At 46.2% G+C, this 25,406-nt stretch carries 26 protein-coding genes; 8 read left to right on the top strand and 18 right to left on the bottom strand.

Annotated features, from left to right (window positions below):
- Positions 1-38: 38 nt before the first annotated feature.
- The 6 genes from B5M13_RS09665 (at position 39) to B5M13_RS09640 (ending at position 8,963) form a co-directional block, all read left to right on the top strand.
- Positions 39-584: an RNA polymerase sigma factor gene (locus tag B5M13_RS09665; protein ID WP_179950483.1), complete on the top strand. Its 546-nt coding sequence runs from the start codon at positions 39-41 to the stop codon at positions 582-584.
- Positions 585-719: 135 nt separating this feature from the next.
- Positions 720-923, top strand: coding sequence for a hypothetical protein (locus B5M13_RS09660; RefSeq protein ID WP_080055483.1), 204 nt, complete (start codon positions 720-722; stop codon positions 921-923).
- A gap of 72 nt (positions 924-995) precedes the next feature.
- Positions 996-4,397: a SusC/RagA family TonB-linked outer membrane protein gene (locus B5M13_RS09655; protein ID WP_170061109.1), complete on the top strand. Its 3,402-nt coding sequence runs from the start codon at positions 996-998 to the stop codon at positions 4,395-4,397.
- Between the two features lie 87 nt (positions 4,398-4,484).
- On the top strand, positions 4,485-6,134 hold the full coding sequence (locus tag B5M13_RS09650) for a SusD/RagB family nutrient-binding outer membrane lipoprotein (protein WP_080055481.1): 1,650 nt from the start codon (positions 4,485-4,487) through the stop codon (positions 6,132-6,134).
- Positions 6,135-6,234: 100 nt separating this feature from the next.
- A complete protein-coding gene (locus B5M13_RS09645; protein WP_080055480.1) occupies positions 6,235-7,503 on the top strand; it encodes a hypothetical protein in 1,269 nt (422 codons plus the stop codon).
- Between the two features lie 89 nt (positions 7,504-7,592).
- Entirely contained in the window at positions 7,593-8,963 is a 1,371-nt protein-coding gene (locus B5M13_RS09640; RefSeq protein WP_080055479.1) for a PhoPQ-activated pathogenicity-related family protein, read from the top strand.
- Positions 8,964-9,039: 76 nt separating this feature from the next.
- Here the strand turns inward: B5M13_RS09640 and B5M13_RS09635 are convergent, their stop codons facing one another.
- The 5 genes from B5M13_RS09635 to B5M13_RS09615 all read right to left on the bottom strand — a co-directional run bounded on the left by B5M13_RS09635 (position 9,040) and on the right by B5M13_RS09615 (position 12,363).
- Positions 9,040-9,537, bottom strand: coding sequence for a hypothetical protein (locus B5M13_RS09635; protein WP_080055478.1), 498 nt, complete (start codon positions 9,535-9,537; stop codon positions 9,040-9,042).
- A 57-nt stretch (positions 9,538-9,594) separates the two neighbouring features.
- Positions 9,595-9,975, bottom strand: a complete 381-nt coding sequence (locus B5M13_RS09630) for a DUF805 domain-containing protein (RefSeq protein ID WP_179950482.1) — start codon at positions 9,973-9,975, stop codon at positions 9,595-9,597.
- A gap of 195 nt (positions 9,976-10,170) precedes the next feature.
- On the bottom strand, positions 10,171-11,502 hold the full coding sequence (locus B5M13_RS09625; RefSeq protein ID WP_245859906.1) for a sensor histidine kinase: 1,332 nt from the start codon (positions 11,500-11,502) through the stop codon (positions 10,171-10,173).
- A 211-nt stretch (positions 11,503-11,713) separates the two neighbouring features.
- Entirely contained in the window at positions 11,714-12,001 is a 288-nt protein-coding gene (locus B5M13_RS09620; protein WP_080055477.1) for a hypothetical protein, read from the bottom strand.
- Between the two features lie 83 nt (positions 12,002-12,084).
- Positions 12,085-12,363, bottom strand: a complete 279-nt coding sequence (locus B5M13_RS09615; RefSeq protein WP_080055476.1) for a hypothetical protein — start codon at positions 12,361-12,363, stop codon at positions 12,085-12,087.
- A 374-nt stretch (positions 12,364-12,737) separates the two neighbouring features.
- Between B5M13_RS09615 and B5M13_RS09610 the strand changes: the two genes are divergently transcribed.
- Entirely contained in the window at positions 12,738-12,959 is a 222-nt protein-coding gene (locus tag B5M13_RS09610; RefSeq protein ID WP_080055475.1) for a hypothetical protein, read from the top strand.
- A 205-nt stretch (positions 12,960-13,164) separates the two neighbouring features.
- Complete coding sequence (locus tag B5M13_RS09605; RefSeq protein ID WP_080055474.1) at positions 13,165-13,602, top strand: response regulator; 438 nt, start codon at positions 13,165-13,167, stop codon at positions 13,600-13,602.
- A 9-nt stretch (positions 13,603-13,611) separates the two neighbouring features.
- Here B5M13_RS09605 and B5M13_RS09600 read toward each other — a convergent pair whose 3' ends face one another.
- From B5M13_RS09600 to B5M13_RS09540, 13 genes are all read right to left on the bottom strand, one after another.
- A complete protein-coding gene (locus B5M13_RS09600; protein WP_080055473.1) occupies positions 13,612-14,046 on the bottom strand; it encodes a response regulator in 435 nt (144 codons plus the stop codon).
- 400 nt (positions 14,047-14,446) lie between these two features.
- Positions 14,447-14,851, bottom strand: coding sequence for a VOC family protein (locus tag B5M13_RS09595; RefSeq protein WP_155297221.1), 405 nt, complete (start codon positions 14,849-14,851; stop codon positions 14,447-14,449).
- 209 nt (positions 14,852-15,060) lie between these two features.
- A complete protein-coding gene (locus tag B5M13_RS09590; RefSeq protein ID WP_080059862.1) occupies positions 15,061-15,609 on the bottom strand; it encodes an RNA polymerase sigma factor in 549 nt (182 codons plus the stop codon).
- 449 nt (positions 15,610-16,058) lie between these two features.
- Complete coding sequence (locus B5M13_RS09585; protein ID WP_245859904.1) at positions 16,059-16,823, bottom strand: tyrosine-protein phosphatase; 765 nt, start codon at positions 16,821-16,823, stop codon at positions 16,059-16,061.
- 104 nt (positions 16,824-16,927) lie between these two features.
- The gene (locus tag B5M13_RS09580; RefSeq protein WP_080055471.1) at positions 16,928-17,524 is read right to left on the bottom strand and encodes a hypothetical protein; all 597 of its coding nucleotides are present in this window, start codon (positions 17,522-17,524) and stop codon (positions 16,928-16,930) included.
- A 44-nt stretch (positions 17,525-17,568) separates the two neighbouring features.
- Positions 17,569-19,047, bottom strand: a complete 1,479-nt coding sequence (locus tag B5M13_RS09575; RefSeq protein ID WP_080055470.1) for a capsule assembly Wzi family protein — start codon at positions 19,045-19,047, stop codon at positions 17,569-17,571.
- A gap of 37 nt (positions 19,048-19,084) precedes the next feature.
- A complete protein-coding gene (locus B5M13_RS09570) occupies positions 19,085-19,621 on the bottom strand; it encodes a UpxY family transcription antiterminator (protein ID WP_080055469.1) in 537 nt (178 codons plus the stop codon).
- Positions 19,622-19,737: 116 nt separating this feature from the next.
- Positions 19,738-20,889, bottom strand: coding sequence for a non-hydrolyzing UDP-N-acetylglucosamine 2-epimerase (wecB, locus tag B5M13_RS09565; protein ID WP_080055468.1), 1,152 nt, complete (start codon positions 20,887-20,889; stop codon positions 19,738-19,740).
- A gap of 15 nt (positions 20,890-20,904) precedes the next feature.
- Positions 20,905-21,318 carry a VanZ family protein gene (locus B5M13_RS09560; protein WP_080055467.1) on the bottom strand — a complete coding sequence of 138 codons (414 nt, stop codon included), beginning with the start codon at positions 21,316-21,318 and terminating at the stop codon, positions 20,905-20,907.
- 16 nt (positions 21,319-21,334) lie between these two features.
- Positions 21,335-22,090: a hypothetical protein gene (locus tag B5M13_RS09555; RefSeq protein ID WP_080055466.1), complete on the bottom strand. Its 756-nt coding sequence runs from the start codon at positions 22,088-22,090 to the stop codon at positions 21,335-21,337.
- Positions 22,091-22,131: 41 nt separating this feature from the next.
- Positions 22,132-23,226 (bottom strand): DUF354 domain-containing protein, encoded by a 1,095-nt coding sequence (locus B5M13_RS09550; RefSeq protein WP_080055465.1) that lies wholly within the window; start codon positions 23,224-23,226, stop codon positions 22,132-22,134.
- A complete protein-coding gene (locus tag B5M13_RS09545; protein WP_080055464.1) occupies positions 23,223-24,383 on the bottom strand; it encodes a DegT/DnrJ/EryC1/StrS family aminotransferase in 1,161 nt (386 codons plus the stop codon). Before B5M13_RS09545 ends, B5M13_RS09550 begins: the two co-directional genes overlap by 4 nt.
- Positions 24,380-25,405 (bottom strand): lipid II:glycine glycyltransferase FemX, encoded by a 1,026-nt coding sequence (locus tag B5M13_RS09540; protein ID WP_080055463.1) that lies wholly within the window; start codon positions 25,403-25,405, stop codon positions 24,380-24,382. Before B5M13_RS09540 ends, B5M13_RS09545 begins: the two co-directional genes overlap by 4 nt.
- Position 25,406: the final 1 nt, after the last annotated feature.

Here is a 25,406-nt window from a genome sequence, read left to right as displayed (position 1 = left end):
CTGGTTTATCGCCTATTACCCACCTTACTTTTCTGCATATGGCTATTAATTACTCCATCGATTCCATTCTAAGCAAGGTTGTTCTTGGCGATCAGGCAGCTTTTGCGAAACTATACAAACACTACCGTACCCCTTCGCTCCGTTTCTGCCTGTCAATTTTAAAAGATCAGGAAGAAGCTGAAAACTTGGTTCATGATGTATTTATTAAGATTTGGGAACGTCGATCGACCATCAACCCCAGCCTTAATTTCAACTCCTATTTATTTACCTGTCTGCGAAACCAGGCTTTCGATTATCTGAAACAGGTTGAAAAAGCGCAGTTTCTAAAGCAGCGTTATCTGGAACGGATGCAGGAGGCCCATGACGAATCGCCGGAGAGTCAGGAAGCCCAGTTTAACCTGGTACAATCGGCCGTGAGCGCACTTTCCGAAAAACGGAAGCTGATTTTGCGGATGAATGTAGAAGATGGAAAATCGTATCAGGAAATTGCTGAACTACTCAACATTTCAAAAAATACCGTCAAAAATCAACTCGTAAAGGCCAAACAACTTCTTCGGGAACGAATTGACTTTGCTCTTCTTTAGAAACGGCACGTGCGTTGTCCCGACAGCCAGCGCCCACCGCCATCCCCACTCTCTTTTCCAAAAAATACACGATGCCCCGATAGTCTTTTCGCCGTTTTTCCAAGTACTACTGACAAACTGTCGAACGGAAAGGCCATGGCTAATCAGGGCAGCCGCTATCTAATCAAACAGCTACTCAACAATAAACTGTCGAGAGCCGAACTGGATGAATTCCTGGCTGGTCTGCATGACGACCAGGCGCGACAGGCCTATTCAGACGTACTGGAAACCTATTTTAATCAACTCATAACCCAACAAAACCCAGCCCCGGAACCCGATGCGCCAACTAGTTCAGACTGAGCTGGAAATCGTTCATTCGGTCATCCTACATTTTCCCATGTATTTTATTGAACCCCTCATAACTGAACACGCATGAACACACATTCTACTTTTCAGTTTATTCTGAGGCATTCTCTGACCATCACGTTGCTGATAGGAGCATGCTGCATGCACGCGCTGGCCAAAACAAAACCGGCCAAAACCATTATGGGAACGGTTACCCTGGCAACAACCAGCCAGCCCGTTGCCGGAGCCAATGTCCTGATTAAAGGAACCCAGTTAGGAACCGTTACCGATCAGTCGGGCAAATACGCCATTACGGTCAATGGCGATAACGCCGTACTCGTCTTCTCGTTTATTGGGCATAAAACCCAGGAAATACCCGTTGGTAATAAATCGGTGATCGATGTATCCCTGGTGGAAAACAACGAAGTGCTCGGCGAAGTAGTCGTAACGGCATTAGGTATCAAGCGGGAAGCCCGTTCGCTGGGGTATGCCGTTGGCGAAGTTCAGGGTAAAGACCTGAGCCGGATAGCGCAGGAAAACGTATTGAACTCACTGGCAGGTCGTGTACCGGGTGTACAAATCAGTTCAACGGGTCCTTCGGGTTCATCGGTGAGCATGATCATTCGGGGAGCCAAATCGCTCAACAACGACAACCAGCCCCTGTTCGTTGTGGATGGTGTTCCGATTGCCAACTCCTTAAATAACGTTAGCCAGATTGGTAACGACAACCGAGTCGATTACGGAAACGCTATTTCGGACATTAACCCGGAAGATGTTGAAAACATTTCCATCCTGAAAGGTCCCAGCGCTGCTGCTCTATATGGCTCCCGGGCAGCCAACGGCGTGGTACTGATCACCACCAAAAGTGGGTCGAAATCACAGAAAATGACGGTAAACGTTTCGTCGAATACTGTTTTCGATCAGCCATATAAGTACCTGAAAATGGGAACCAAATTTGCCACGGGTATTCTACCGTTTACACCCGACTCCAACCCCTACCCGGGCGGCATTCTCCAGATCGACGAAAGTTCGGCGGGGGGTGTAGGGCCGGAACTGGACAAAGGCTACAACGCTATTCAATGGAACAGCCCGATTGGTACAGACGGTAAGCCCATTCCGACTCCGCTGGTTTCGCACCCGAACAACATCCGCGATTTCGTTCGGACGGGTATTACCAGCACCAACGGAGTGTCGATATCGAACAACAACGATAAAGTCACCTACCGGCTTTCGTATTCGAACATGAGCAGCCGGGGTATTGTCCCGAACTCTGACCTGTTCAAGAATACGCTGGCCATCAACTCGTCGGTACGGGTGAGCAATAAAGTAACCTTCAGCACCAACCTCGACTTCAGCCGCAGCAATTCCAATAACCGGCCTGCCGGTGAACGGGGAACCAATCCATTACAGTGGGCCTACGCCGTTGGTTCGCATATCGACATCAACGACCTGCGCGACTACTGGGTGCCTGGCAAAGAAGGCCTTCAGCAGAAATCGCAGAGCATTGGCAACTACAACAACCCGTGGTTCCTGGCGTATGAAGTCAACAACAGCTTCGTACGTGATCGGGTATTCGGAAACATGAAAGCCGAATGGCAAATCACCCCCGACATCAAACTGATGGGTCGTTATGCGCTTGACACCTATAATGAACAGCGTGAAACCAAAATCGCGAAAAGCTACACGGGCGAACCCAACGGTGCTTATGGCCTGATCAACCTGAAACGCTACGAACGCAACGTTGATTTCCTGGCGACCTACACCAAACGGTTCAATGCGCTCAGTGTGGTTGTATCGGCAGGGGGCAACAACCGCTATTCGCAGTCGACGGATATCAACACCAGCAGCAAAAACGGCGCAGGTCTGATTATTCCGGGGCTATACACGATCCAGAACATTGCCACGGCCAATATCAACTACAGCAATTATCTGTATAAAAAGGCCATCTACAGCGTGTATGGTACGGCCAACTTTGGCTTCAAGGACATGATCTACCTGGATGTGACGGCCCGAAACGACTGGTCAAGCACGCTTCCGGTCAACAACCGCTCCTACTTCTACCCATCGGCTTCACTGAGCCTGCTGCTGAATGAGATGGTGCATATGCCTTCTACGGTCGATCTGTTTAAAGTTCGGGCGGGTGTAGCTCAGGTGGGGAATGACGCCAACCCCTACAGCCTCTATCCTACCCTGGCCGATGCCGGTGCCTGGAATGGTGTAACCCGTTTAAGCAAGTCGGGCAGCATCCTGCTTCCTGATTTAAAACCAGAAATAGCAACCTCATACGAAGTCGGGATTGACTATAACATGTTCCGCAACCGGCTCCGTTTCTCAGGAACGTATTATGTATCGGAAAACCGCAACCAGATTCTGCCTTCGCAGATTGCCCCATCCAGCGGCTTTACAACCAAGAACATCAACGCTGGTTTGCTCGAAAGTAAAGGGGTCGAACTGTCGCTCGGTGGAACGATCATCGACAAAGGCGGCTTACGCTGGGATCTGACCACGAACTTTACCAAGAATGTTACCCGTATCAAAGAGCTGGCAGAAGGCATTCCTTACTATACGCTCTGGACAGATGCCAAAGGCGGTGCCTGGACCTATGTAGGCGACAAAGTCGGCGATATTTACGATGCTGAAATCATTACCGTTACCGATCCTAAATCACCTTATTACGGCTACCCAATTCTGGATAACGATGGTTCGTGGCAGAGCAGAAGTGCAACCACGGTCAAGAATAAAATTGGCAATTTCAACCCCAATTTCATACTGGGTGCACAAAGCTCGCTTTCCTACAAAGGCTTCACCCTCAATCTGTCGCTCGATTGGCGGGCAGGTGGTGACTTCGTATCGCAAACCTACCGGTATATGGAGTCTGATTTACGGTCGCAGCGGTTCCTCGACAACCTGATCAATCCAGGTGGTCGCTCGGGTGATGCCCTTCGTAACTGGCTGGTCGAAAACGCCGATCAGTACATCAAGATTCACGGCAATTATTTCCCGATTGTGGGTGGGCCAACGGCCGAGTATGGTGGTTATCCATTCGAGTTTGGCGGCAAAACGTATGCCTATGGCGTATTCAATCCAGGGGTTATTGCTCAGTATGACGCCAACGGAAACATAACCGGCTATACCGAAAATCTGGGTGGCGCAGGGACCAAAATTATTCCGTATGGCGACAACTACCCCTGGTCGTTTACCCGGGCTGCTACCTTCGATGCATCGTTTGTTAAACTGCGTGAAATCTCGCTCGGTTACGACATTCCTGCCCGTTTCGTGAAGTCGATTGGCCTGCAAAATGCGAACTTCTCGATCTATAGCCGGAACATTATTCTGTGGACTGCCGCTAAAATCAACGTCGATCCAGAGATGGCCTTCCAGCCGCAGGCCGGTGCACAGGCCGGTACGCAGTTCAAACAAGGTATCGAGCGCTATAACGTAACTCCCTGGGTGATTCCGGTTGGTTTTAAACTTGGCCTTACATTTTAAAAAATAGTCATTTGCTTCGTGGCATTGGTTTATTACAATGCCACGAAGCAAATGACCATATAATGACGACATTTTAACGATTCTGTCATGAAAACTATCTTCCATAAAATCACTGCGAGCCTGGCTCTGGTTTTGGGTTTGTTCTTCCTGTATTCCTGTAAGGACCTCACCCAATTGAACATTAACCCAAACGGTGTTCAGCCTGAGACGGTAAACCCGAACCTGGTCATGCCGACCGTTCTTACCGAAACAGCGAAGCTCTACACCAATCTTGGCTTTCAGGACATTGCCGGGGTTGTACAACACACCCAGAAAGATGCCTGGTTCAGTGGCCATAACGACTACGACTGGGGTGGCGACCAAAGCTGGACATCCTATTACGATCAGTTGCGGAACAACGACCTGGTTTATCAGCGGGCCGTTGCGCTGAACATGGAGTTCCAGCAGGGTGTTGCGCTGGTTATGAAATCGATCCTGTTCGGGCTGATAACCGACCTGTGGGGCGATGCACCCTATACTAATGCGCTGAAAGGCGAAGCGGGTGGCCTCGACAATATTGCCCCCAAATACGATAGCCAGGATGTTATTTACGCAGGTATACTGGCCGATCTGGATAAAGCCAGCACCTTGCTTTCGAAGCCCAAAGCATCCTACAGCAGTATTGTCGAAAGCGCAGATGTATACTACGCTGGTGATCCGACTAAATGGCAACGGCTGGCGAATTCGCTCAAACTCCGTTATCTGATGCGCATTTCGACTAAGCAGCCTGATGTAGCTAAATCTGGCATTGAGAAAATCGTAGCTAACCCTGCCCAATATCCTATTATTGACGACGCATCTTTCGATGCAACGATGGCGTTTGTCGGTAATAACTCAGGAGATGCTTGGCCATCAAATTCCGTTTTCGACATTAGCGGTAGCAACTATCGTCGGATTAAAATGTGCTCTACCTTGCTGAAAGCCATGCAGCCAACCAACGACCCTCGTCTGGCGGTATGGGCGAAAAAAGTGGAGATTCCCTTAAAAGTCGATGCTACATTACCAGCCGGAACCGATAAAATCGTCAGCGGGGTTCGTTATCTGTCGCCCGATAAAGTCGGAAACACTCCCATCGATACGGACCCTAATTACGTCGGTATTCCACCCAGCATATCGCAGCTACCTTCGGCCTATAACTTCAACCCAACGCCAGGGCAAACATCTGTTAACCCGCACGTTTCTTACCTGAATGAAATCTACACCCAGGCTAAAGGCACGCTGCTGAAATCTCGGCTGGTATCGGCGGCAGAAGTGAACTTCATTCTGGCCGAAGCAGCGCAGAAAGGCTGGGCAGCTGGTGATGCAAAAACCCGGTATGAAAACGCGATAAAAGCCTCTCTGACAGCCTGGGGCCTCTCCAGCAGCTATGCAACCTTTATTACACAGAAAGGAGTAGCCTACGATGGTACACTGAATCAGATTATCAGCCAAAAATGGATTGCTAGTTGGACGAGTGCCACCGAAGCCTGGTTCGATTATCGTCGTACGGGCTTACCCGCCCTCCAGGCTGGCCCAGTTGCCAAACGGAAAGTATTGCCCGTACGCTTCTACTACATGCGCGATGAGCTGAACCTGAACAAAACCAACTCGGGAGCTGCCCTCGACAAACTGGAAGTAACGGCCAATTCGCAGTCCGATGGCAAAAACAGTCCGTGGTCGAAACCTTGGGTAATTCAGGGCACCGGCAAACCCTGGTAAGCCGATCATCCTTCATAATGGATAATGTAAAATGGATATGAATGCCGTACCCGTCATTCGACATTTTACATTATCCATTATGCATTCTATCTCCTTCATAATGAAAACCAAACTCCTTACACTTTTCTTTTGCGTTGTTTCTCAGTTTGTTTCTGCTCAATCGTTTAAAGCAGGAGCGGCTGTCCGACTGATTACGCCCAATCCGTTACTACCGGTATCAGGAGGCATTGGTACGCCCAAAAAAGCCGTCGAAAAGAAAGGAGAGTTGTACGTTAGAGCCTGCGTTTTTGAAAAAGGAACCACCCGCATTGCCATCGTCAGCGTCGATAATCTGGGCTGGCCGTCGGTGCTAGGGAATAAGTCGAGAGCACTGATCAAAGGCATTCCGCCCCAGAATATTCTGATTGGCTGTACCCATACACACAGTGGCCCCGATGCCTATGGTTTCCCGAACGAAAAAGGCGAATCCTTTGCCGACCTTCCTTACCTCGACCAATGCGTACACGCCATAGCCGATGCCGTTAATGAAGCCGTTTCGAAGCTAGCCCCTGCTTCGTTAAAAATTGCCGTTGATGAGGCCAAAGGGCAAATTGCCTACAATTATTACGCCCCCGACCTGTATGACCCTCGCTGTGGGGTGATTCAGGCTGTGGCCACGTCGGGTACACAGGCGGGTAAGCCCATCGTTACGCTGGTCAATTATGCCATTCATCCTGAAATCATCGGATCGGGCCGGGGAATTTTAAGCCCCGACCTGTGTGGTCCTCTGTGCGACCGAATCGAATCAAAAGCAGGGGGTATTGCACTGTTTGTCAATGGAGCGCAGGGCGGTATGGTTACAGCCGATAATCGGCGGGAAGGCGGTAAAGAAGCCAACACCTGGGACGAATGCATTCGAATTGGCGAACTCCTGGCCGATGAAGCCCTTCGGATTATTGGTCCGGCTGTTTCTCAATCGAACCCGTCGTTGTTTTGTACGATGCACCCGGTTACGCTACCCATCGAATCGGATGTTATGAAATTCATCGTCAAAAAATCTCCGCTTCAGTATGAGGTAGCCCCCGGCGATAACGTAGTGGCTCAGGTCAACCTGCTCAACATTGGCACAGCCCAAGTGCTGACGATTCCAGGAGAAGCACTGCCCAACATCGGCTATTACCTCAAGCGGCAGATGCATACGAAAGCGCCTTTTCTATTCGGTCTGACCAATGATGCATTTGGGTATATGCTGACCCGAGTTGACTTCAATAGCTTTAAACGATACCAGTACATTAGCCGCACCAGCCTCGGCGAAAATACTGCCGAGATTTATATGGCAGAAGCCCTGAAGCTTATTGCCGATTCGCCCAGGGCTGATGGAACCAACTAACTCAACCAACAGATTTCCTCTCTCCTTCATGAGTAACGACCAAGCGATAACCATTTCACGATAACCTTTCAATTAACCTCAAAACCCTAATGAACAGTAATCTGCTTAAACTCGTCGCCGTTGTTGGCCTGATTAGTGCACTTTTTGCCTTTGTCCTGCCCAAACCAACGGATGGCATTACACCCTCGACCGCCCTGGATGCATACCTGAACAATGGTGACCAGTCGTTTAAATGGGAGGTAAAAGACACCTATAGCTATGGCGACATTACCGCTTATGAAGTACTCCTCACCTCGCAGAAATGGCGGGAATACACCTGGAAGCACCAATTGTCAATCCTGGTTCCGAAAGAAGTCAACCACGATGGCGCGCTGCTTTTCATTACGGGCGGAGCGGTCAATAAAGAGGGCGAACCCAACTGGAACAAGCGGGAGGATACGTTCAACCGGGCCATCAGCCAGTTAGCCACCAAAAACAACGCTGTGGTAGCTGTACTTCGGCAAACGCCCAATCAGCCGCTCTACGATAATCTGAAAGAAGACGCGCTGATTTCCTACACGCTCCATCAGTACAAGAAAGATGGCGATTATAGCTGGCCACTCCTTTTTCCAATGGTTAAAAGTGCCGTTCGGGCAATGGATGCTGTCCAGGAATTTGCTAAACAAACGCTGCATAAGGATGTCAATCGCTTTGTGGTTTCGGGCGCTTCGAAACGAGGCTGGACTACCTGGCTGACGGGAGCCAGCGACAAACGGGCCGTTGCGATTGCGCCTATGGTAATTGATGTGCTGAACATGCCTATTAATCTGGACTATCAGATGAAGATCTGGAATAAATACAGCGAACAGATCGAAGATTATGTAAAGCTGGGCATCCCGCAGACCGTCCATAGCAAAGAAGGTAGCGCCGTTACGGAAATGATTGACCCTTATTCGTATCGCAAAAAGTTAACGATGCCTAAAATGCTATTTATGGGTACCAACGATGAATACTGGACGGTCGATGCCGTGAAGCATTATATCGGTCAGATTCCGGGCGAAAATTACATCCATTATGTACCGAACGTCGGACACGACCTGGGCGATAAGCGGCAGGCCCTCGAAGCGCTGAATGCGTTTTTTGGAACAACCTTAACCAAACAGCCTTATCCAAGCTGCCAGTGGACCGTAACACCCACAAAAACCGGCGTCAATCTGAAAATTAAATCCACCTCTGACAAACTGGAAGATGTGACGGTCTGGTCAGCCAATTCAACCGATATGATTTTCCAGGACGAGAAGTGGGAAGGCAAATCACTGGGTATTAATCACACCAGCACTGTATCAGTAAGCGAAGCCTACCCGGCCTCTGGTTACCGGGCGTTTTATGTCGATCTGAAATATAAATCACCTACTGGCGGGACCTATACCGAAAGTACCCGCATGTTCATGACCGATAATGATGAGGTGTTTCTAAAGTAATTCCAAGAATATAGAACGGAGCTAGTTATAATAATTATGATTTAAATACGTCATAATTATTATAACTAGCTCCGTTCTATTTCTGGCTTATCTCCAGCTTCACTATGCGATTCAGGATGCGGTCGTCGTCAAGTTGCCTTTCGGGCACGTATTGAATACGCACAAACATACCATCATGCAGGGGAATCCGCTCAGCCTCTCCATTATGGAAACCCGCCATACCCACATTGCGGTAATAGCCGAACGAAACGGTATCGACCTGAAACGCTTCATAGCTATACGAGTTGTTCTTCCCATCCCTGCGTTCAACCCATTCTTTCTCCCAATATCCTACAATGGGGCCTTCGACCGTGACGGGCTTATGTCGTTTTAATTGATATAGGTCAAAAGAGGGTATACCAACCGACACCACAACGGCTGCAACCGAAAAGATTAGCAGGCCGGTACGGCCACTGCCCGGACGGGTGAAATATGCAGCCACTAAAGCGGCCACTGCCAGACCGAACGGCAAAACCAGGGAGCGCCAATCGATCAGAGGCTTAGCCCAAAGATCATAGATGGCCGTGTAGTGCATAACGGTATGCTATATACGCAAAAAAAAACTAGAAAGGATACAGTCGATTTTAACGAATCAGGCGTTTTGCTTAGGGTAGTTACCGTATTCGTTGGCTCCCTTAACCCCTTCGGTGCAGGCCAGAATCAGATTATAAAATGGAATCAGCGCATACCAGCCACTTTTTCCTACATCGTGCATCCGCCGAATAGCAACAGCGACCGAAGGAACCAAAATTGCCAGATTCAGCAACATAAGTAGCCCTCCAACTACGCCAGATCCGTTGAAAATCAATATATTGACAAAATTCAGCCCTTGCGTAACAATGACATTGACCAGAAAAAAATACCAGTATTCGCTTCGGCGAGCGCGTCCGTTGAAATCGTTGTACTTCTTCAAGACGGCTACGTAATTGTCCAGTACCGAAACATGGTTAGCAGCATTAGGGAGCGTGTTCATAATTGTTGTTTTATTGGTTGTTATTAAAAAAGATGAAGGGCAACGTCTCAAACAGCCTGTGTCAGGGTACAGCTGTGGGTGCCTGCGGAAACAAAAGTAGTCGTCGGCCAGAGGGAGGATCAACTACAGTCTGGTAACTGGTAGCCAAAAACGAATGGCAGGAGGAAAACGCCTGATAAGTGGAACACAACCCGACTAGGCGAATTCACCAATGGGTCGAATAAGAGGCAAACGAACCCTGAAACGTCCATCACCTTCCAGAATATCAGGGACAGGCTGCTCAAGTTTCTGGTACTGAGCAATAATTGTCGACAGGCCTATACCATTCGATAGCACAGCCGAACGCTTACGTTGCAGGTTATTGCTAACCTCCAGATAGCCAAGCTCGTCAGTGGAAATACGGATATGTAAAGGCTCGCTGGCAAGAGCAATATTGTGTTTAACCGCATTTTCGACCAGTAGCTGAAGCGTCAGGGGCGGAATCAGGCCAGACCGATAATCTGACTCAACCTGAACCGTTAAGCTCAGTCCATTACCGTGTCGGGTTTTCAAGAGGTGGTAATACGATTCAATGAAATCGAGTTCACTGTCCAGGCTGGTAAGCGGTTGTTCGCTTGCCTTTAGCAGGTAGCGGTACACCTGGCTCAATTCGTCGACAAACTGGCTGGCCCGTTGCTGATCGTCGTCGATTAGAGCCGACAGCGAGTTGAGGCTGTTAAACAGAAAGTGCGGATTGACCTGTGCCTGGAGGGCTCGTAGCTGTACCGACGTTTTTTCCTGTTCCAGCCGACGCATCGTCAACTCGGTCTCAAGGCGTTCCTGTTTGAGTTGTTCGGCAAGCTTCGTCTGTTCAACAGCTTCGGCCACGGCAATTGTACGCTGATAAAACACGAGACAAAGCGAAAACCAGAGTAGCTCAATAATACGCTCGCCCCAGAGTATCTGCCGCTGAAGGTCAATGGAAATGACCGGATCGGGAAATGGCCATCTATGCAGCCAGGCATAAATCAAAACGTACAGCTCGTTCAGGAGCATAAATACGCTCCCCAAAATAAAAGTTTTTCCAATCGCATCCTTTCGCTGAGCCGCAATTCGAATACCCATTCCGCTAATGCCAATCAGCAGACACCAATATAGGCCAGAAGCGACATGACCAGTTATAGAACGATACCAATCTTCATCGGTTATCCACAATAGGATCACATTCACCAGCGTGTAAATCACCAGGCCAAGCTGCCCCCAGCGCCACCGTTTCTGGTTAGTAACTGACCACATCGCCCCATTGAAAAGTAGATAGATCAATTCCAGAAAAATCAGTTTGATCAGCCCCCGGTGAAGCACATGAATAATCAGATAACCCGCTTTAGACAAAGGCACCTTTTCGGCAAAGAGCGCAAAAAAAGCGGACTGGCCAAATGAAATGAGAACCAGCAACGTGAACAGGCCATCGATCCAGGTCCGGGAAAAACTCCATCGTACGGCGTTGAGTACCCAAATGGCGCTCACAGCACCGAAGTAGAAGAACATAACCGTTTCGCCTGACATACGTAACCGATAGCATTTCCTTGGTAATACGAATATACAGCGTCAGGCGCAAACTATATGTATTGTAACGCGGGAGGAATCCCGCGATTTCAACTAATGAGCGCGGGATTCCTCCCGCGTTACAATACACCTGATAATCGTCACTAAAAACATCTCCCGAACGTCGAGTCTGGAACTACCGAGGGGTTGTTAATCAGTTACGCATCCCACTTACCAGGTCCGTAAGAGCGCCACGGGTTATAGCTAATTCAGATGCAAACTCGTCGAGTATTTGCTGGCAATCCTCAATATCTTGACTCACACGCTGATGGGCACGCTCAAGGGCATCGATCCGCGAACGGTAGTAGGGAGTCCGGTCAACAGGCCCTATTTCCATCAAATCCAAGTAAATAGTTTGCAGTTGAGTTAATAATTGGTGTGTTTCAGTCTCATACATAGGATTTCTATCAAAAAAAGCTGTATTGACAAATGTTAAGTCCATTCGGCAATCTTCCTAGTTTATTTTGCCGAATACCCAATTTTGGCTGTTAAAGGCCAATTTTTCAGGTCTGTGGACGAAGCCTATTAGTCAGCTATACCGCTTTGCTGAGTCCGAGGCAGCGATTGCCGCGCCCCCAGTGGCCTTATGGAACTGGCGATTGGACTGTTGGGGCCTTCCTGTGAGGCCCGATACTGGAGTATATTGACCAACCGCTTATATGGTACCAACGCTCGTAGCTGGGTTCCGCTCCGCAGTACAACCAGCGTCTTCTGTCCGCCTTCGAGCGGCTCCAGTTTTTTTACATGATCAATATTAACCAGATTGATTCGTTTGCTGGTTCGTATTGGAACAAATGGATTCATAATCTACCGATCGTTTAGTTTATCATAACTTCCCCACCAACTCAACTGGCAGCGTTAACCATACTTCTATAGTCACCCATCATACTACGTCGCAGTTGTTTACCCTGATTAACCAATGGGCTACGTATCACCCAGCTCGATGGTACAACCTGTGATCGATCAGCTATAAGCCAACCGATTCAATGTGGCAGCAAGTACGGAATAGGCATAAACACACACTAACACTCCTGTTTCATTCTTTAACAGTTTCGTTGCAGTTGGGTGATGTATGCGATTTTTTTGGCATTTATAGGATCCCTTACCTTCAAAAATGCCCTCACCAGCATCAATGTTTCGGGTGGAGTGACGAACCCAGTGGCTATCGCCAATACCAGATGGCATATAACCACCCAAACGAGTCAACAAATACGCTGACAATCAGCGCGAGTGAACTGATCAATGCCGGTAGCCTGTATGTCGTTGGTTTCCCCATTACCCGGACAACGGCCAATTCGGGAAGCGTGTCGAATATTACGGTAAACGTAGGCGATGATTCCATTAACTCTTATGACATCAACAGGCTAAAAATGCATGCCTTATTTCCGGTCGGTAAGTAGTAACTCAGTTGTCGGGGTATAGTGAATGGAGCGTTCACTATACCCCGACACGCATCGTAGGGAAACCCTTCCTGCAGCGTAGCGATCATACCGTTTCTGAGGAGTGCTGTCAGGTGTGAGTTGTGTCTTTATTCCACCCTTCAATCATTTTAGGCCTTTTCCAGGTTATACTATCCACGCACATTGATATACCTGAATTAACTAGATGGAAATTAATAACCCGATTATCTTTATTGATGATGACGACGACGACCAGGTCATTTTCAAACCTTTGTTGCAAAAAATTGCCCCGAATTGCCCTATACTCTTTTTCACTGATGGCCAGCAAGCCATCGATTACCTGCGAACCACCAATGATCGACCGTTTCTGATCATCTCGGAAGTGAGTATGAATGTGATGAATGGGCTGGAATTACGACGGCAGATCGAAGAAGACAGCCAGTTACGGAAGCGGGCTATCCCGTTTATATTTTTTACTCACCCTGTTTATAAGCATCTTGTAGAAGAAGCTTATGAGTTGACTATACAGGGTTTTTTCGAGAAGAAACAAAGTGTTGTTGAGCTTGAAAATCAACTCCAGGCTATTGTGGCCTACTGGTCGAACTGTCTACATCCCAATCGGTTCACAGATACCGATTACTGAGGAGACCCTTTATGGCTTTAACCAGACTTTGGGTATTGTTACCGTTTCAAACCAGTATAACTTCAGTAGCTTCACATATTTTTTCCAGTCGGCATACGTATCAGGCTTCTGTGTAAAGGCATTGGCCCCCAGCGTATATGCTTCTTCGGCAACCTGTTCATCGCTATTTACCGACAGCAGGACTACGGGCACCATCTTGCCCTGAGGGTGTTCCCTCAGCAAGGTTAAAAAATCGAAGCCTGAGTGCTTATCTTTCAGATCAATATCCAGTAAAACCAACCTAGGGCCATGCTCCTTCAATGCCTCCAGGTAGGTAATCGCTTCAGAAAAGCTACTAATCTGAATAAAATGAGCCAGAGGAAACACATGACTAGCCGCCCGATTCAGGATTTCAACAAGTTGGGGATCATCATCCACCAGAAGTATAGGCAGTTTGACAGGCATATGTTTTATACTGGTATGCATTATGTACAACTACAACTCCCGATTTGTTCAATTTCCTCGGAGCCTGTTTGTGTCAACCTACCCACAAAACGGGGAAACAACACCTCACCAATATGACAATTCAGGTTATAGTGTTACCGGACCACGTAAGCTTATATAACAGAAAATCAACCTATTAGCCCTTCTCAATTTAGAATGGCATAATTTCAGATATAAAGAGATCAGGCATTTGCCTTTAGAGCTAGTCGTTCGCTACAGGAAGTAGCATTAGATATAAATTTTACCTGATTTACTCAACGTATGAAAAAGAAAAGCCTGGCATAACGACCAGGCTTTTTCAGTTTCTAACTTCATAGCAACCGATTATCCTCCACTAAGGGATGCATTTACGCACCTCAGGCTAATCAGCGAGTGTAGAGGTACCGAACAAAGTAAGCTGCATCCCATCGGGGGTCTGTACTCGCGCGACTTCACTCCAAGGTGCTACTGTTGGCGGGGCAACTTCAACCGCTCCACCTTTAATGAGTTGTTCGCTAGCCTGCGAAACTGAATCCGTCACACGAAGCGCCAACCGAATCGGTCCAGATACCCGGCTCCCTACTTCCAGTTCATCGATCCGGGCTGCGTGGCTGGCATCAATGAGTTCGAGCGAGGCTCGCCCCGCATCCAGAATAATACCATTCCCGGTTTCTTCATGCCATTCTTTCGATGTTTCCAGCCCAACCGTATCCCGATAGAAGCGGATCAGTTCATCCAGATTGTCGACAGTCAGAATTAGTCGAAGTTCTTTCACTGTGGTTTTCATACTTACTTTTTCAGGTATAATGTCCAGGATAACTATTCACGATCCATCCAGGAACTGGTTTAGTCGAATATCATCCGTTAATACGAAATAGTTCACCCCGCACACTCAGAAATGTCTGAGCATGCGGGGTGAACGGCAATCTTTTTATCTGGGTTTAGGCCTACTTTTCTTCGAAGAAACTATTAAGAAGTCTATGTTAATCCTGCTTCTTAATCATTCCATTCATCACAGGCTACTGCTAGTGCTCGTAATTTCTCCCGGCTTCGTTTAAGCCGCATTTTAATGGCGCTTTCCGAAAGATGAAAGCGCCGACTAAGCTGCTGAATACTCAGGTTTTGTTCATACTTTAAGCGAAGTAAGGTGGCTTCCTCATTGGGCAATTGCTGTAGTAGATTCTCCAGTTGCAGAATCTGCTCATCAACTGATTCCTGAGCGTTCGTCTCATCGCTTCGGACATCCATCCCAGGCGTCATACGCTCTGTAGCTAAGCGCTTCTCCAGTCGAATCCGATCCTGGCAGTAATTATGCGCGATGGAATATAACCAGGTCGACAAACGGGACTGATTTCTGAACGCTTTCAGGTGGGTGAAGGCTTTAAGAAAAATATCCTGTGTACAGTCTTCGGCAGCCTCCACATCATTGGTTACCGATAAACATTTCTGAAAGACCTTTTTGACATATTTTTTATACAGATTATCAAAGGCGTCGTTGGAGGAAACGGGAAGCTGGCTCTTATGGATTGCGATGCTCTGTTTCATAGTATTTGTTGACGTTTTCAAAAAAAGGACAACAAACCAATAAAAATGTTTAGATGCACCAGTCTGCAACCCACGCTGTACCAATATCATAATATAAACATTTAGTTTAATATTCATAGGTTATTGAAAACATATATTCTAACATCATCCACTAAATGCTCTATGAAATATATAAATAGCCCTATTTTACTTCTGAATACTTGAAAAATGAAGTCAGTAAACTACGTTTTTGCTCAGTAGTTCGATATTTACTGGGCGGTATGCTAATCCATGGCTACTATTCGGGAATCGAAAGTCGTTTTTATTGCGCCAGTTTATAGTCGATAAAACATGATGATAAACGAATATAAGGAGGAGATTTGGGGTTGCGGGGCCGTTTCTTCGGAAGATAGAATAGGCTTTTACAGACTCACGCCAGCCCCACAGAAGCCGTGGGGTCCCAAAAGAAGCTAGAAGAGCGTATTATTGAGGAGGGGTTGATTTTGTAGCAGTTGTAATTCGTTGGAGTAGAGCAGACGGGCCATGTCTTTAAGATCTTTTGGCTGGTGCAGATCACTACCGATAAAGTCAATGACCCGCTGATTGACTAAAAAACGGGCCTGTTTCTGACTCTCTACCCCATACCGGCCAATCAATGACATCCAGTTGAGTTGAAACAAACAGCCTATTTCACGTAGGTGAAGTAATCCCTTCCTATTCTCGTGGTAGTACTTATAGCGTTCAGGATGGGCAAGCACAGGTGTATATCCATGCGTTTGTATTCGGAATAAAATATCGTCGATCTGCGCCGGGGCCCACGCCCAGCCTGTTTCAATCAACAGATATTTTCGGGGGCCGAAGCTCAACAGTTCCTCTTTTTGCAGCAGGTCGAAAAAAAAGTCGTCGATCAGATACTCCGCAGCCAGTTCAATCGAGAGCGGCAATTGGTGCTGATCAATCAGAATCTGTAGATCAATGAGCCCCTGCCGAAGATCAGCCGGTTTGTTCGGATACCAGTCGCCACTGATGTGGGGGGTTGTAATCACTTTCCGAATCCCCCATTCTACCAATTGGTTGAGGCAGGCTAACGCCTGTTCGGGGTCTTTCACCCCATCATCAACGCCAGGTACCAAATGCGAATGCACATCCACCTCCCAGAAACACATGGCTGTGTTGACAGGAGCAGGATCTTTAAAACCGGAAATCAACCGGTGCCAGATGGAGGATGCGGGCATGCTGAAAACAGTATATTGGCAACAGGCTACAAACCTACATTAGCTTTGGCAGTAATCACAACCTTTATCATTAGCTGCCATAGCAACGTTCAGAAAATCACTACTTAAAAATGAGCTTCCAGACCAACATTCCCGGTAGTGGTCAACCCCAGGTTTAGCCGATTAACCTGCGATAACGTTTTGATAGGCCCTGGCTTGGCATTATAGAGGGTAATGGATGTAGCCGTATGGTCATTGGCGAGTTCTATCAGGCACAGCCCGCCGACAAAAAGCCCTAACCCAGCCAACGTCTTAGGCAAGCTACGTTTTGTGTACGTAACCTGTATGTCGGGTGGCCTTGAATTCGTAGCCGTTCGAACACCACTGATCATAGCTGTTTGCTCATCTCCTTTAAGCCCCATATACCCTAATACGATTCCGGCTAACGAAATGATAGGTCCGATAGGCTTTAACCGATTACCCCATTGAAACTTATTCAATGCTTTGGGTGTCGACTGCAACAGACTGACAACAGCCGCATTGGACAATTTTTCACCGTTCTTGTAAACCGCCGTTGTAAACAGCTTTCGCTTGGCAACCAATAAGTCGATGGAATCCACTTTTACGGGCCTGATCGTATCATGCGGCACGGCAGACTGACCATATAGGGCTTGAGTCAACGTAGATAGGGCCAGTACTGAAAAAATGATAAGAAGCTTCATATGGAATCGCCTACAACGTAAGGGAAGTTATCAATTAAGGATGCTTAAAACGAGCGCTTTACCAGTAAACTTAAGCCGACATTTTCTTTAAGCACACCTGCATTATCGTAGGCCAGATTAGCCGTAAATGTATATTTCTTAATCGGAACTATAACTTGTTGCTGAACCGATGCCTGGGTATAGTCCAGAGGGACATCATAGTTACCCAGATTATGACTAAACGAAAGCCGTGTCAATAACTCGACTTGCTTGATTCGGCTACTCACACCTAGTGTAACCGCGTTGACCCGATTATTTACGATTCGATTAGGATTTTTATCCAGTGACTGAGGCAGACCTGTGGTGTAGCGCAAAGGCATGATAAATGGCGTACCGATCGTCTGCCCTTTATATACCCACCCATCGATATAGCGGCCATTATTGAAGTAATCCTCTGCCCCCCGCAGTTGAGGAATCGTTGACCGATTGGACAAATAGGGGCCGCCCTGATTGGAGGTTTGTAGATATTCCACAACAACTTTCAGAATGCCACTGGTTGCCTTTTTTCGGGTATACGCAATACCGTGCAATCCATCTGCTATGTTATTCAGATAAAACAAGGCACCCGCTTCATAAATCGACTGTTTATAGATAAACCACTTTGCATGCTCATCCTCGTACTCCAGCCCCAGATCAATCGTACCTAAGTGGTTACCAACCCGGTTCCCGCCTTCGGCTGACGCCTGCCCATTTTGAATCACCAGCGTATCGAGCGTATACAATGATTTACCATTCACAACGTATAAATATGTTTGCCAATCACTGCCAAACTCCGTAATCCGCAATTTGCCTTCATAACGCGGATACAATACCTGCCCTCCCCACTGTACCTGATGGTTGAAGCCACCATAAAATTTAAATCGCCAGTCGGGTTTTCCCAGACGAACGTAAAGGCTTTTTTGATGCAGGTAGTAGTTTTTCACCGAATCGCCGGTACCGAACCAGCCATGCGCAAAATTGCCTTTCACAGCAATCAAACCATTCTTCAGTATGGGTGTAAAATTGGGGATGGAAATCTGTACTTTAGGCATTGGCAACGCATTGCCTGACCATATGTATGACCCGGCACTAAGTGAGGAATCAACCAGGCCCATAATCTCACGCCGACGGCCAGCCGAAAACTCAAACGCCCCGTAGCGCACCTTACCATACAGTTCCGAAAGCAAAAACTGATTGACTTTACCAGCGTTCAGAACAGCCCTGATTCCGTAACCATACGAAAACTTACCTTTCCCTTTTTTATTGTAGACCAAAGGTTCATACTCTTTTTTTGCCTGCGCCCGAATGGTGAAGCCGTTCGACTCTAAAGGCACCTCTCCATATTGATTTGAGCGTATCCAGAACGGGTTACTCTCCGCCGTCGACAGGTATGTACCGGCCTCCAGCTCATAGCGCGTTTTTTGACGAATGGTCTGAGCATAGGTTATCTGACTCATCAGCAGGCAGACCGATGCAGCATATAATAGCCGTATAGTTTGGGGCATACAGAAATACTAAAAAAGGAAATTAAGGGGCGAACCGTTAATAGGCAGGCTGTAATTTATGCATCGCCAGAGCGAACAGTTTACTCGTTTTCACTTTTTCAACCTTCGTTTTACTAATATCAATAGCAATAAACATATTGAGTGAATCAAGCTTAATCATCAGGCGTTTGCCATTGGCCGATACAACCTCGCCTTCCTGATCCATGAATGCCCCGGAGGTAATTTTTAGTCGATCGGTAGCATCAAAACTCACCACTTCCAGTGACTCATGATCAAAGTCGTTCAGCATGTCCCGGATCAGGTCAATTTCTTTAGGTTTCACAATGGCAGGTTTCTTAAGCCAATGCAAATACCCGACCACCCCAGGCACACCGAATACCCTGGCCCGCTCATTCTCTTCTAGATGAACAAAGCAATACGAACGAAATAAAGGCTCTTCAACAATTTTAAAACGATCCGACCATTTTCGTTTAACTTTTCGGAGGGGGCAATAGACTTGGATACCTTTCTGAATCAGACCTCGAGCGACAAGCTTTTCCGATCTGGATTTGGTGTAGAGTACAAACCAGGGCATGATAATTCAATTGAGTAGTTTTCACAAGAAAGTAGAGACAAGATGAAAAGACAAGTAAACCATAACGCCCGTTTATACAGGCGAGTTAATAAGGGCATTAAATATACAAATTTTTATCATTTATAAGAATTATCCACTAATATAGCCAAGATCTGACTAGCAGCCTCCCCATCTCCATAGACGGGCTTAAACGAAATGGCAGTGGTCTGGCTGAAGTGAGTATACGCATCCAGAATGTTCTGTGGGTCAGCATCACAAAGTCGGGCAGCCCCATGCTCGACAATCTCTACCCATTCGGTTTCTGACCGCAGAATGATACACGGCTTTTTATAGAAGTACGCTTCTTTCTGTACACCGCCTGAATCTGTAATGATCAGTTTAGCCTGTTGCTCCAGCTGGGTCATTTCCAGAAACGAAGCGGGTGGTATCAGTCGTATCCGTTTATTGGCGTGAATAGCCTCATACAGATCCCGAGACAATAATGCCTCCATCTGCTTTAGGGTACGTGGATGCAGTGGCAACACAACATCGATAGAATGGGATATGGATAGTATCTGCAGAGCCTGAAATATAGCATTAAGTCGATCTGCCTCATCCGTATTGGCATTTCGGTGAACCGTAGCCAATACATAGGCTTCAGGCTCCAACAATAGCTGCTTCAGAATATCCGTCTTTTTAGCTGCTATCTCAGAGAAATATAAGCTGTTGTCATACATAATATCCCCTACATTAAACACCGCCGGATTATCGATGGTAAAGGGCGGGCATCTTTCGACGCGAAACCCTTCCTTTACTAAATTATCAACCCCGGTTTGCGTTGGAGGAAACAGGAAGGTAGCCGTATGATCGCTTACAATGCGATTGATTTCCTCGGGCATTTTTTTGTTATACGACCGCAACCCCGCTTCAATGTGTACAATAGGTACCGATGTCTTGGAAGCGGCAATTGCCCCTGCTAACGTAGAATTCGTATCTCCATAAATGATCAGGTAATCAGGCCGCTCGATACCCAGAATCTCTTCAATACCTGTGATCATTTTAGCCGTCTGAACCCCATGCGGCCCTGATCCTACCTGCAAATTATAATCGGGTTGTGGAATTTGTAACTCCTCAAAAAACACCTCCGACATCTGCCGGTCATAATGCTGGCCCGTATGGACAATGACTTCCTGTATGCGGTCTTTGTAGTGATGGTTTATTGCCCGACTGATGGCTGAGGCTTTGATAATTTGCGGGCGGGCCCCAATAATGGTAAGCAGTTTGATCATACAGGCAATCGTGACTTAGCCTTTTTGCTGGCTCATACCTACGCGCTCCCATACCCATAGAAACAGGAGCCCCAGGCATATACCAAGCGAATTAGCCAAGAGGTCATTAATGTTAAATGTCCGGTAAGTCAGCGGCAATTGAAGATATTCACAGAAAATGGCGAAGCCCAGCCCCCCTACCCCTACTGCGAGTTGTTTGCGTTTGGGTGCCGCTGCGATTGACCAGCCCCACCAGATCAGTATGATCCAGGGAATAAACAGAAACGCATGCGAGATATAATCATAGCGTATCTGTAATACATAATTGTCGTTCAGCTTACCCAAAAACTGATCCTCTCCATTAATAGGTAGTGTCACCAGCAGCAGAATCAACACGGTATAGACAACAGCTAGCTTTTTATAGAGCGATTGGTACTTATCTAAAGTCATTTCACTAGCTGGCGGCTTATTCTTTGATGAAAATATACTGTTTTACCAGATTTTTCACATTCTGGCTGATCAATTCTTTCGTCCATTGCAATGGATTATCATTCCAGCGTTGCGGATGGAACGTAAACATCATCTGATCCGGTAATTCATTACGGTGAAGCGCGTCAATGATCTCGTCTGTTTTGCGAAACCTATTTACAAATGTTGAATCGACTTTATCCCGAACACTCACTTTTTCTCCGTCCCACCGCCGACCCGTATCCGTAAAATAGGCAACCTTGCCGAAGTCGATGTCAAAATAGGGTTCACCGATTATACCATACTCGCGGTACGAATGATGCTTCCATAAATCTCTCGAATCGTATTTTGACATAGGGCTCCCATGCATACAAATGGTCGATACTGGAGCTAGTTTTCGGAGTGCTGTTAAATTTTCCTCAAAATCGTTAAGGGCAAGCTTCAGATTCCCTTTACAAGTCGTCAGGCATTCGTAATGGTACCCGATTTCATGTCCCATTTCGGCAATTTCCCGAATGACTTGCGTATCCCAGCTTTGAGGTACCGCTCTGAAATAATACACACCGGCAATGCCTAACTCATGTTGTAAAGCAGCAAAAACGAGTGAGTTTTCAGGGAGCAGATCAACATCATGACGAAGAATCACTACTTTCTCATCAGGTGCCTTTAAAAAGGCTTCAAACGTTTGGAATGAATAGCCAGACGAACGCAAGGCAGCTAAAAATGCCTTATACTTCTTTATGGAAAAATCCATACGATCTCAATTCAAGTTGGTGTGGTGGTTGGGTAATTAAGCTACAAGGCGTATTGATGAGCTGCGTTACTTTTTAGCTCATTAAAACTAGCAGGGTAGTTTGATATAAATTCGACTAAAAATGCAGTCAAATCAATTTTATCGGCCAGCATTCTCTCTTTACGCTGACTCCATTCTGCTTTTAAATCAACTATTTCCAGAAGCTCACGAACTTTACTCAACATGTGATCAAAATCTCTGGGCAGAAAAGAATAGCATAATTCATATCGCTGCTCTATTTCATTAGGAACCGATAACCGACCGGCAAAAGAATTTAACTTCACGGCTGGCGTACCCAGTAATGCCGCTTCAGAAATCATCGTCTGACTATCACCAATAAACATCGTTGCATGGTACATCAGGGTATGAATTTTTTCGGGAGAAACCGGCATTCGATACGGCTCTAATTCAGGGTCTATAGTACGCTCAGTTGTAATAAAGATTCGTCCGTATGGTTTAAGCAACTCAATCAATACCAGCTTTTGTTTAAGCGTAAGGCCAATCGCATCAGTATCATGATGGGCTTTAAATACATTAAACCGTAGTATAAAATAGGTTTCGCCCGGCAAAATACCAATCTCCCGCATAACTGATGGGTCAGGCTTAAACCTGGCGGGATGCAGATACGCCAATTCGTGAAAGCTTTGATGAGATATGTGGTTATTTCCCCGGTTTTCAAAAGCAAGTGAACTTGGGGTAAAAATAGTATCTGCCAACGAAATGGCCTTGCCAAAGAGCGGGGTAACAGTCATATCGTCATCATCTAAAGCAACCGATTTCATACGGGTCAACCTGGAAACTATTGGCAAAACCATCGAAACACCAATCCCATAATCAACGCGTTGGAATGCGACAATGCCTATTAATTTGAGTAAATGAAAAAGCTCGTAAATGTACTTTGCAACCATATTGTCCTTTTTTTGGCCGGTATCAATATAGTCTATCTTATAAGTTTGTAGAAGAGTTTTTATTGAGTTAACATTTTTAGCTGCAACAATAACTTTATATCCTTTGCTCTGCATCTCATCAATAAAGTACTTAAATAAATGCACATGCGCTGGATGGTTAATATCAACCAGAATTTTCTTTTTTTTCATAAAATATTTTCCTGTATAAATCTTGCTATAACTTTATTAATCTTAATAATATCGCTTTTTGTAAGCTTGCTGTAGCAGGGAATAGTAATTACTCTATTAACTAATTGTTCAAACTGAGGACAAGATCCATTTTCATACCCATACGCCGATGCCCATACGGCCGCGTATTGAAAGTGTTTGCCCGCCCCTATTCCATGTCTAATCAGATGATTATAAAGACGATCTCTGTCATCAACGATAAAGACGACCGCTAAACAATTGCTTTTATCATCTACATTATAAATAGCTTTCACTACAGATTCATTTGCCTTAATAATCTGTAGGGCATTCTGGCGTTGCTTCATTGCCAGATCAGGTAAGTGCTTCCACTTATTTTTAAGCAGTTGCCGAACGGATCGAAATTCATATTCTTGTACAAAACTCCTACTCTGAATACGTTGATTTTTAGTGGTGATGTACTGCTGAAACACGTTATGCAAAACTGTATATCCTAGCCCGGAATAGATAAGTGAGTAGGCTACTCTTTTCCCAACAAATATCAACTCGCTAAGCAAACCGGCAGGCTTTAAACGGCTTATATGTGTAGTAATCAATTTAGCATATTTCTTATTATTGATTACAATGATTCCTCCATGACCAAGAATAGGGAATTTTCCATACCCAAACGAAAAAACCGACACATCGAAAAAACTGCCTAGAGACTGATCATTATAATGACACAAAAAAGCATGAGCACAATCTTCAATAATTGGCAAATGACTAGCTAATTTCCTGATCGACTCAAGTTGTGCTGCAACTCCAAACGTATGGGTGACAATCAGTGCCTCTAATTGGTGTAACTTTTTTTTTAGATCCTCCTGATCAAGCGTGAATTCAGCATTAATATCAATGAAAACTATCTCTAGCCCTGCTGACTGAATAGCCGCCATTACGGATGAGCAGGTATAGGGCTGTACACCTACCCTTGCCCCAGGAGCAAGTCCCAAAGCCTGCAAAGCACACTGTATTCCCCATCTTGCACTTGGAATCTCGAAAACGGAAGCAGATGGAAATAAGTCCTGATAAGAGCTAACATTCGACTCTTTATTATTCGCTACACTTGCAATGGAGATAAAAATATCTCGTAATGAAAAGGAGTAATCAAATCTGGGAATCATCGCTTTTGCCAGATTTGATAGCCTAGTTTTAGTAAACCAAACAATCGAGGATAATGCACCTTTTCGTAACGGCCATAACAAACCAATTGACCGCCAAACTGCTTTTTATAGTCTCTTACTCCATATGGAACACCGGGTTTACCAGCCCCTCCAAAATCAAAATATTGAAAGCCCTGTTGCTTAGCCCATTGAAATACAGCCCACGGCATCAGATCGTTAGGGTATTTTTTATAATAGGCGCTAAAAGCACCTGCGTAATAATCATATACCCAGCGTCCATGCACCAGGCAGAGCATACAGCCAATAAGTTGGCCTTCCCAGACAACGGTAAACAATCGTAAGCCAGACTTCTCATCTGACTCCTGAAGTAGTGATTCAAAATGGCTAAAATCGGGCAAGGGTAGCTTTGCCCGTTGATACACTTCCTGTAAAATCGTATAGCAGGTTCGCAGGGAATCCAGCGAGGTATGCCGCTCAAAAACACAGCCTTCCTTAATCGCCCGGCGAATCTGGTTTCGGCGTTTTGTTACCACATCTTTCCAAAGCTCCTCTTCTGATCGTCCTAAATCGACCAGAATATCCAGGTGTTCTTCGTACTGAAATCCAAACCGGGCGAACAGGCTCTGGTAAACGGTGGTGTCGGATAGGTTTCGGACCTGAGTATAAATAGTCGATGGGCGATGTTTCTGGAAAAACTGGAGTAGCCCCTCAACAACAGGTAGATCCTGGCCAGTCACTACGGGTCCTCCCCAAATAATTGTTCGGCTAGATAAAAAAGAAAGAACAGGTAGCGTTGACTGAACCTGCTGAACCAGTAAGATAATTCCGGCAATCTGCTCCCGATCCCGAGCAATAATATAAAATGGCTTTAGTTTCTTCGACGCAGTCGCTACTCTAAAATAAGCTGGTGACTGAAAATAGTGAAACCCCTTACATTGACCTAAAAAACTACTGATCTGTTGTTCAATATCCAGATCGAGTGTTGTAATCAGCGTATAGTTATGTTGAACGGTTTTATACATG

This window comes from Spirosoma aerolatum (assembly GCF_002056795.1).
GTDB lineage: Bacteria > Bacteroidota > Bacteroidia > Cytophagales > Spirosomataceae > Spirosoma > Spirosoma aerolatum.
This window is presented reverse-complemented; position numbering and strand designations above follow the sequence as displayed.

What these genes read in the sequence shown, in the direction of transcription:
- B5M13_RS09665 (WP_179950483.1), top strand. Translation starts at nt 39, where the DNA reads ATGGCTATTAATTACTCCATCGATTCCATTCTAAGCAAGGTTGTTCTT.
- B5M13_RS09660 (WP_080055483.1), top strand. Translation starts at nt 720, where the DNA reads ATGGCTAATCAGGGCAGCCGCTATCTAATCAAACAGCTACTCAACAAT.
- B5M13_RS09655 (WP_170061109.1), top strand. Translation starts at nt 996, where the DNA reads ATGAACACACATTCTACTTTTCAGTTTATTCTGAGGCATTCTCTGACC.
- B5M13_RS09650 (WP_080055481.1), top strand. Translation starts at nt 4,485, where the DNA reads ATGAAAACTATCTTCCATAAAATCACTGCGAGCCTGGCTCTGGTTTTG.
- B5M13_RS09645 (WP_080055480.1), top strand. Translation starts at nt 6,235, where the DNA reads ATGAAAACCAAACTCCTTACACTTTTCTTTTGCGTTGTTTCTCAGTTT.
- B5M13_RS09640 (WP_080055479.1), top strand. Translation starts at nt 7,593, where the DNA reads ATGAACAGTAATCTGCTTAAACTCGTCGCCGTTGTTGGCCTGATTAGT.
- B5M13_RS09635 (WP_080055478.1), bottom strand. Translation starts at nt 9,537, where the DNA reads ATGCACTACACGGCCATCTATGATCTTTGGGCTAAGCCTCTGATCGAT.
- B5M13_RS09630 (WP_179950482.1), bottom strand. Translation starts at nt 9,975, where the DNA reads ATGAACACGCTCCCTAATGCTGCTAACCATGTTTCGGTACTGGACAAT.
- B5M13_RS09625 (WP_245859906.1), bottom strand. Translation starts at nt 11,502, where the DNA reads ATGTTCTTCTACTTCGGTGCTGTGAGCGCCATTTGGGTACTCAACGCC.
- B5M13_RS09620 (WP_080055477.1), bottom strand. Translation starts at nt 12,001, where the DNA reads ATGGACTTAACATTTGTCAATACAGCTTTTTTTGATAGAAATCCTATG.
- B5M13_RS09615 (WP_080055476.1), bottom strand. Translation starts at nt 12,363, where the DNA reads ATGAATCCATTTGTTCCAATACGAACCAGCAAACGAATCAATCTGGTT.
- B5M13_RS09610 (WP_080055475.1), top strand. Translation starts at nt 12,738, where the DNA reads ATGGCATATAACCACCCAAACGAGTCAACAAATACGCTGACAATCAGC.
- B5M13_RS09605 (WP_080055474.1), top strand. Translation starts at nt 13,165, where the DNA reads ATGGAAATTAATAACCCGATTATCTTTATTGATGATGACGACGACGAC.
- B5M13_RS09600 (WP_080055473.1), bottom strand. Translation starts at nt 14,046, where the DNA reads ATGCCTGTCAAACTGCCTATACTTCTGGTGGATGATGATCCCCAACTT.
- B5M13_RS09595 (WP_155297221.1), bottom strand. Translation starts at nt 14,851, where the DNA reads ATGAAAACCACAGTGAAAGAACTTCGACTAATTCTGACTGTCGACAAT.
- B5M13_RS09590 (WP_080059862.1), bottom strand. Translation starts at nt 15,609, where the DNA reads ATGAAACAGAGCATCGCAATCCATAAGAGCCAGCTTCCCGTTTCCTCC.
- B5M13_RS09585 (WP_245859904.1), bottom strand. Translation starts at nt 16,823, where the DNA reads ATGCCCGCATCCTCCATCTGGCACCGGTTGATTTCCGGTTTTAAAGAT.
- B5M13_RS09580 (WP_080055471.1), bottom strand. Translation starts at nt 17,524, where the DNA reads ATGAAGCTTCTTATCATTTTTTCAGTACTGGCCCTATCTACGTTGACT.
- B5M13_RS09575 (WP_080055470.1), bottom strand. Translation starts at nt 19,047, where the DNA reads ATGCCCCAAACTATACGGCTATTATATGCTGCATCGGTCTGCCTGCTG.
- B5M13_RS09570 (WP_080055469.1), bottom strand. Translation starts at nt 19,621, where the DNA reads ATGCCCTGGTTTGTACTCTACACCAAATCCAGATCGGAAAAGCTTGTC.
- wecB (WP_080055468.1), bottom strand. Translation starts at nt 20,889, where the DNA reads ATGATCAAACTGCTTACCATTATTGGGGCCCGCCCGCAAATTATCAAA.
- B5M13_RS09560 (WP_080055467.1), bottom strand. Translation starts at nt 21,318, where the DNA reads ATGACTTTAGATAAGTACCAATCGCTCTATAAAAAGCTAGCTGTTGTC.
- B5M13_RS09555 (WP_080055466.1), bottom strand. Translation starts at nt 22,090, where the DNA reads ATGGATTTTTCCATAAAGAAGTATAAGGCATTTTTAGCTGCCTTGCGT.
- B5M13_RS09550 (WP_080055465.1), bottom strand. Translation starts at nt 23,226, where the DNA reads ATGAAAAAAAAGAAAATTCTGGTTGATATTAACCATCCAGCGCATGTG.
- B5M13_RS09545 (WP_080055464.1), bottom strand. Translation starts at nt 24,383, where the DNA reads ATGATTCCCAGATTTGATTACTCCTTTTCATTACGAGATATTTTTATC.
- B5M13_RS09540 (WP_080055463.1), bottom strand. Translation starts at nt 25,405, where the DNA reads ATGTATAAAACCGTTCAACATAACTATACGCTGATTACAACACTCGAT.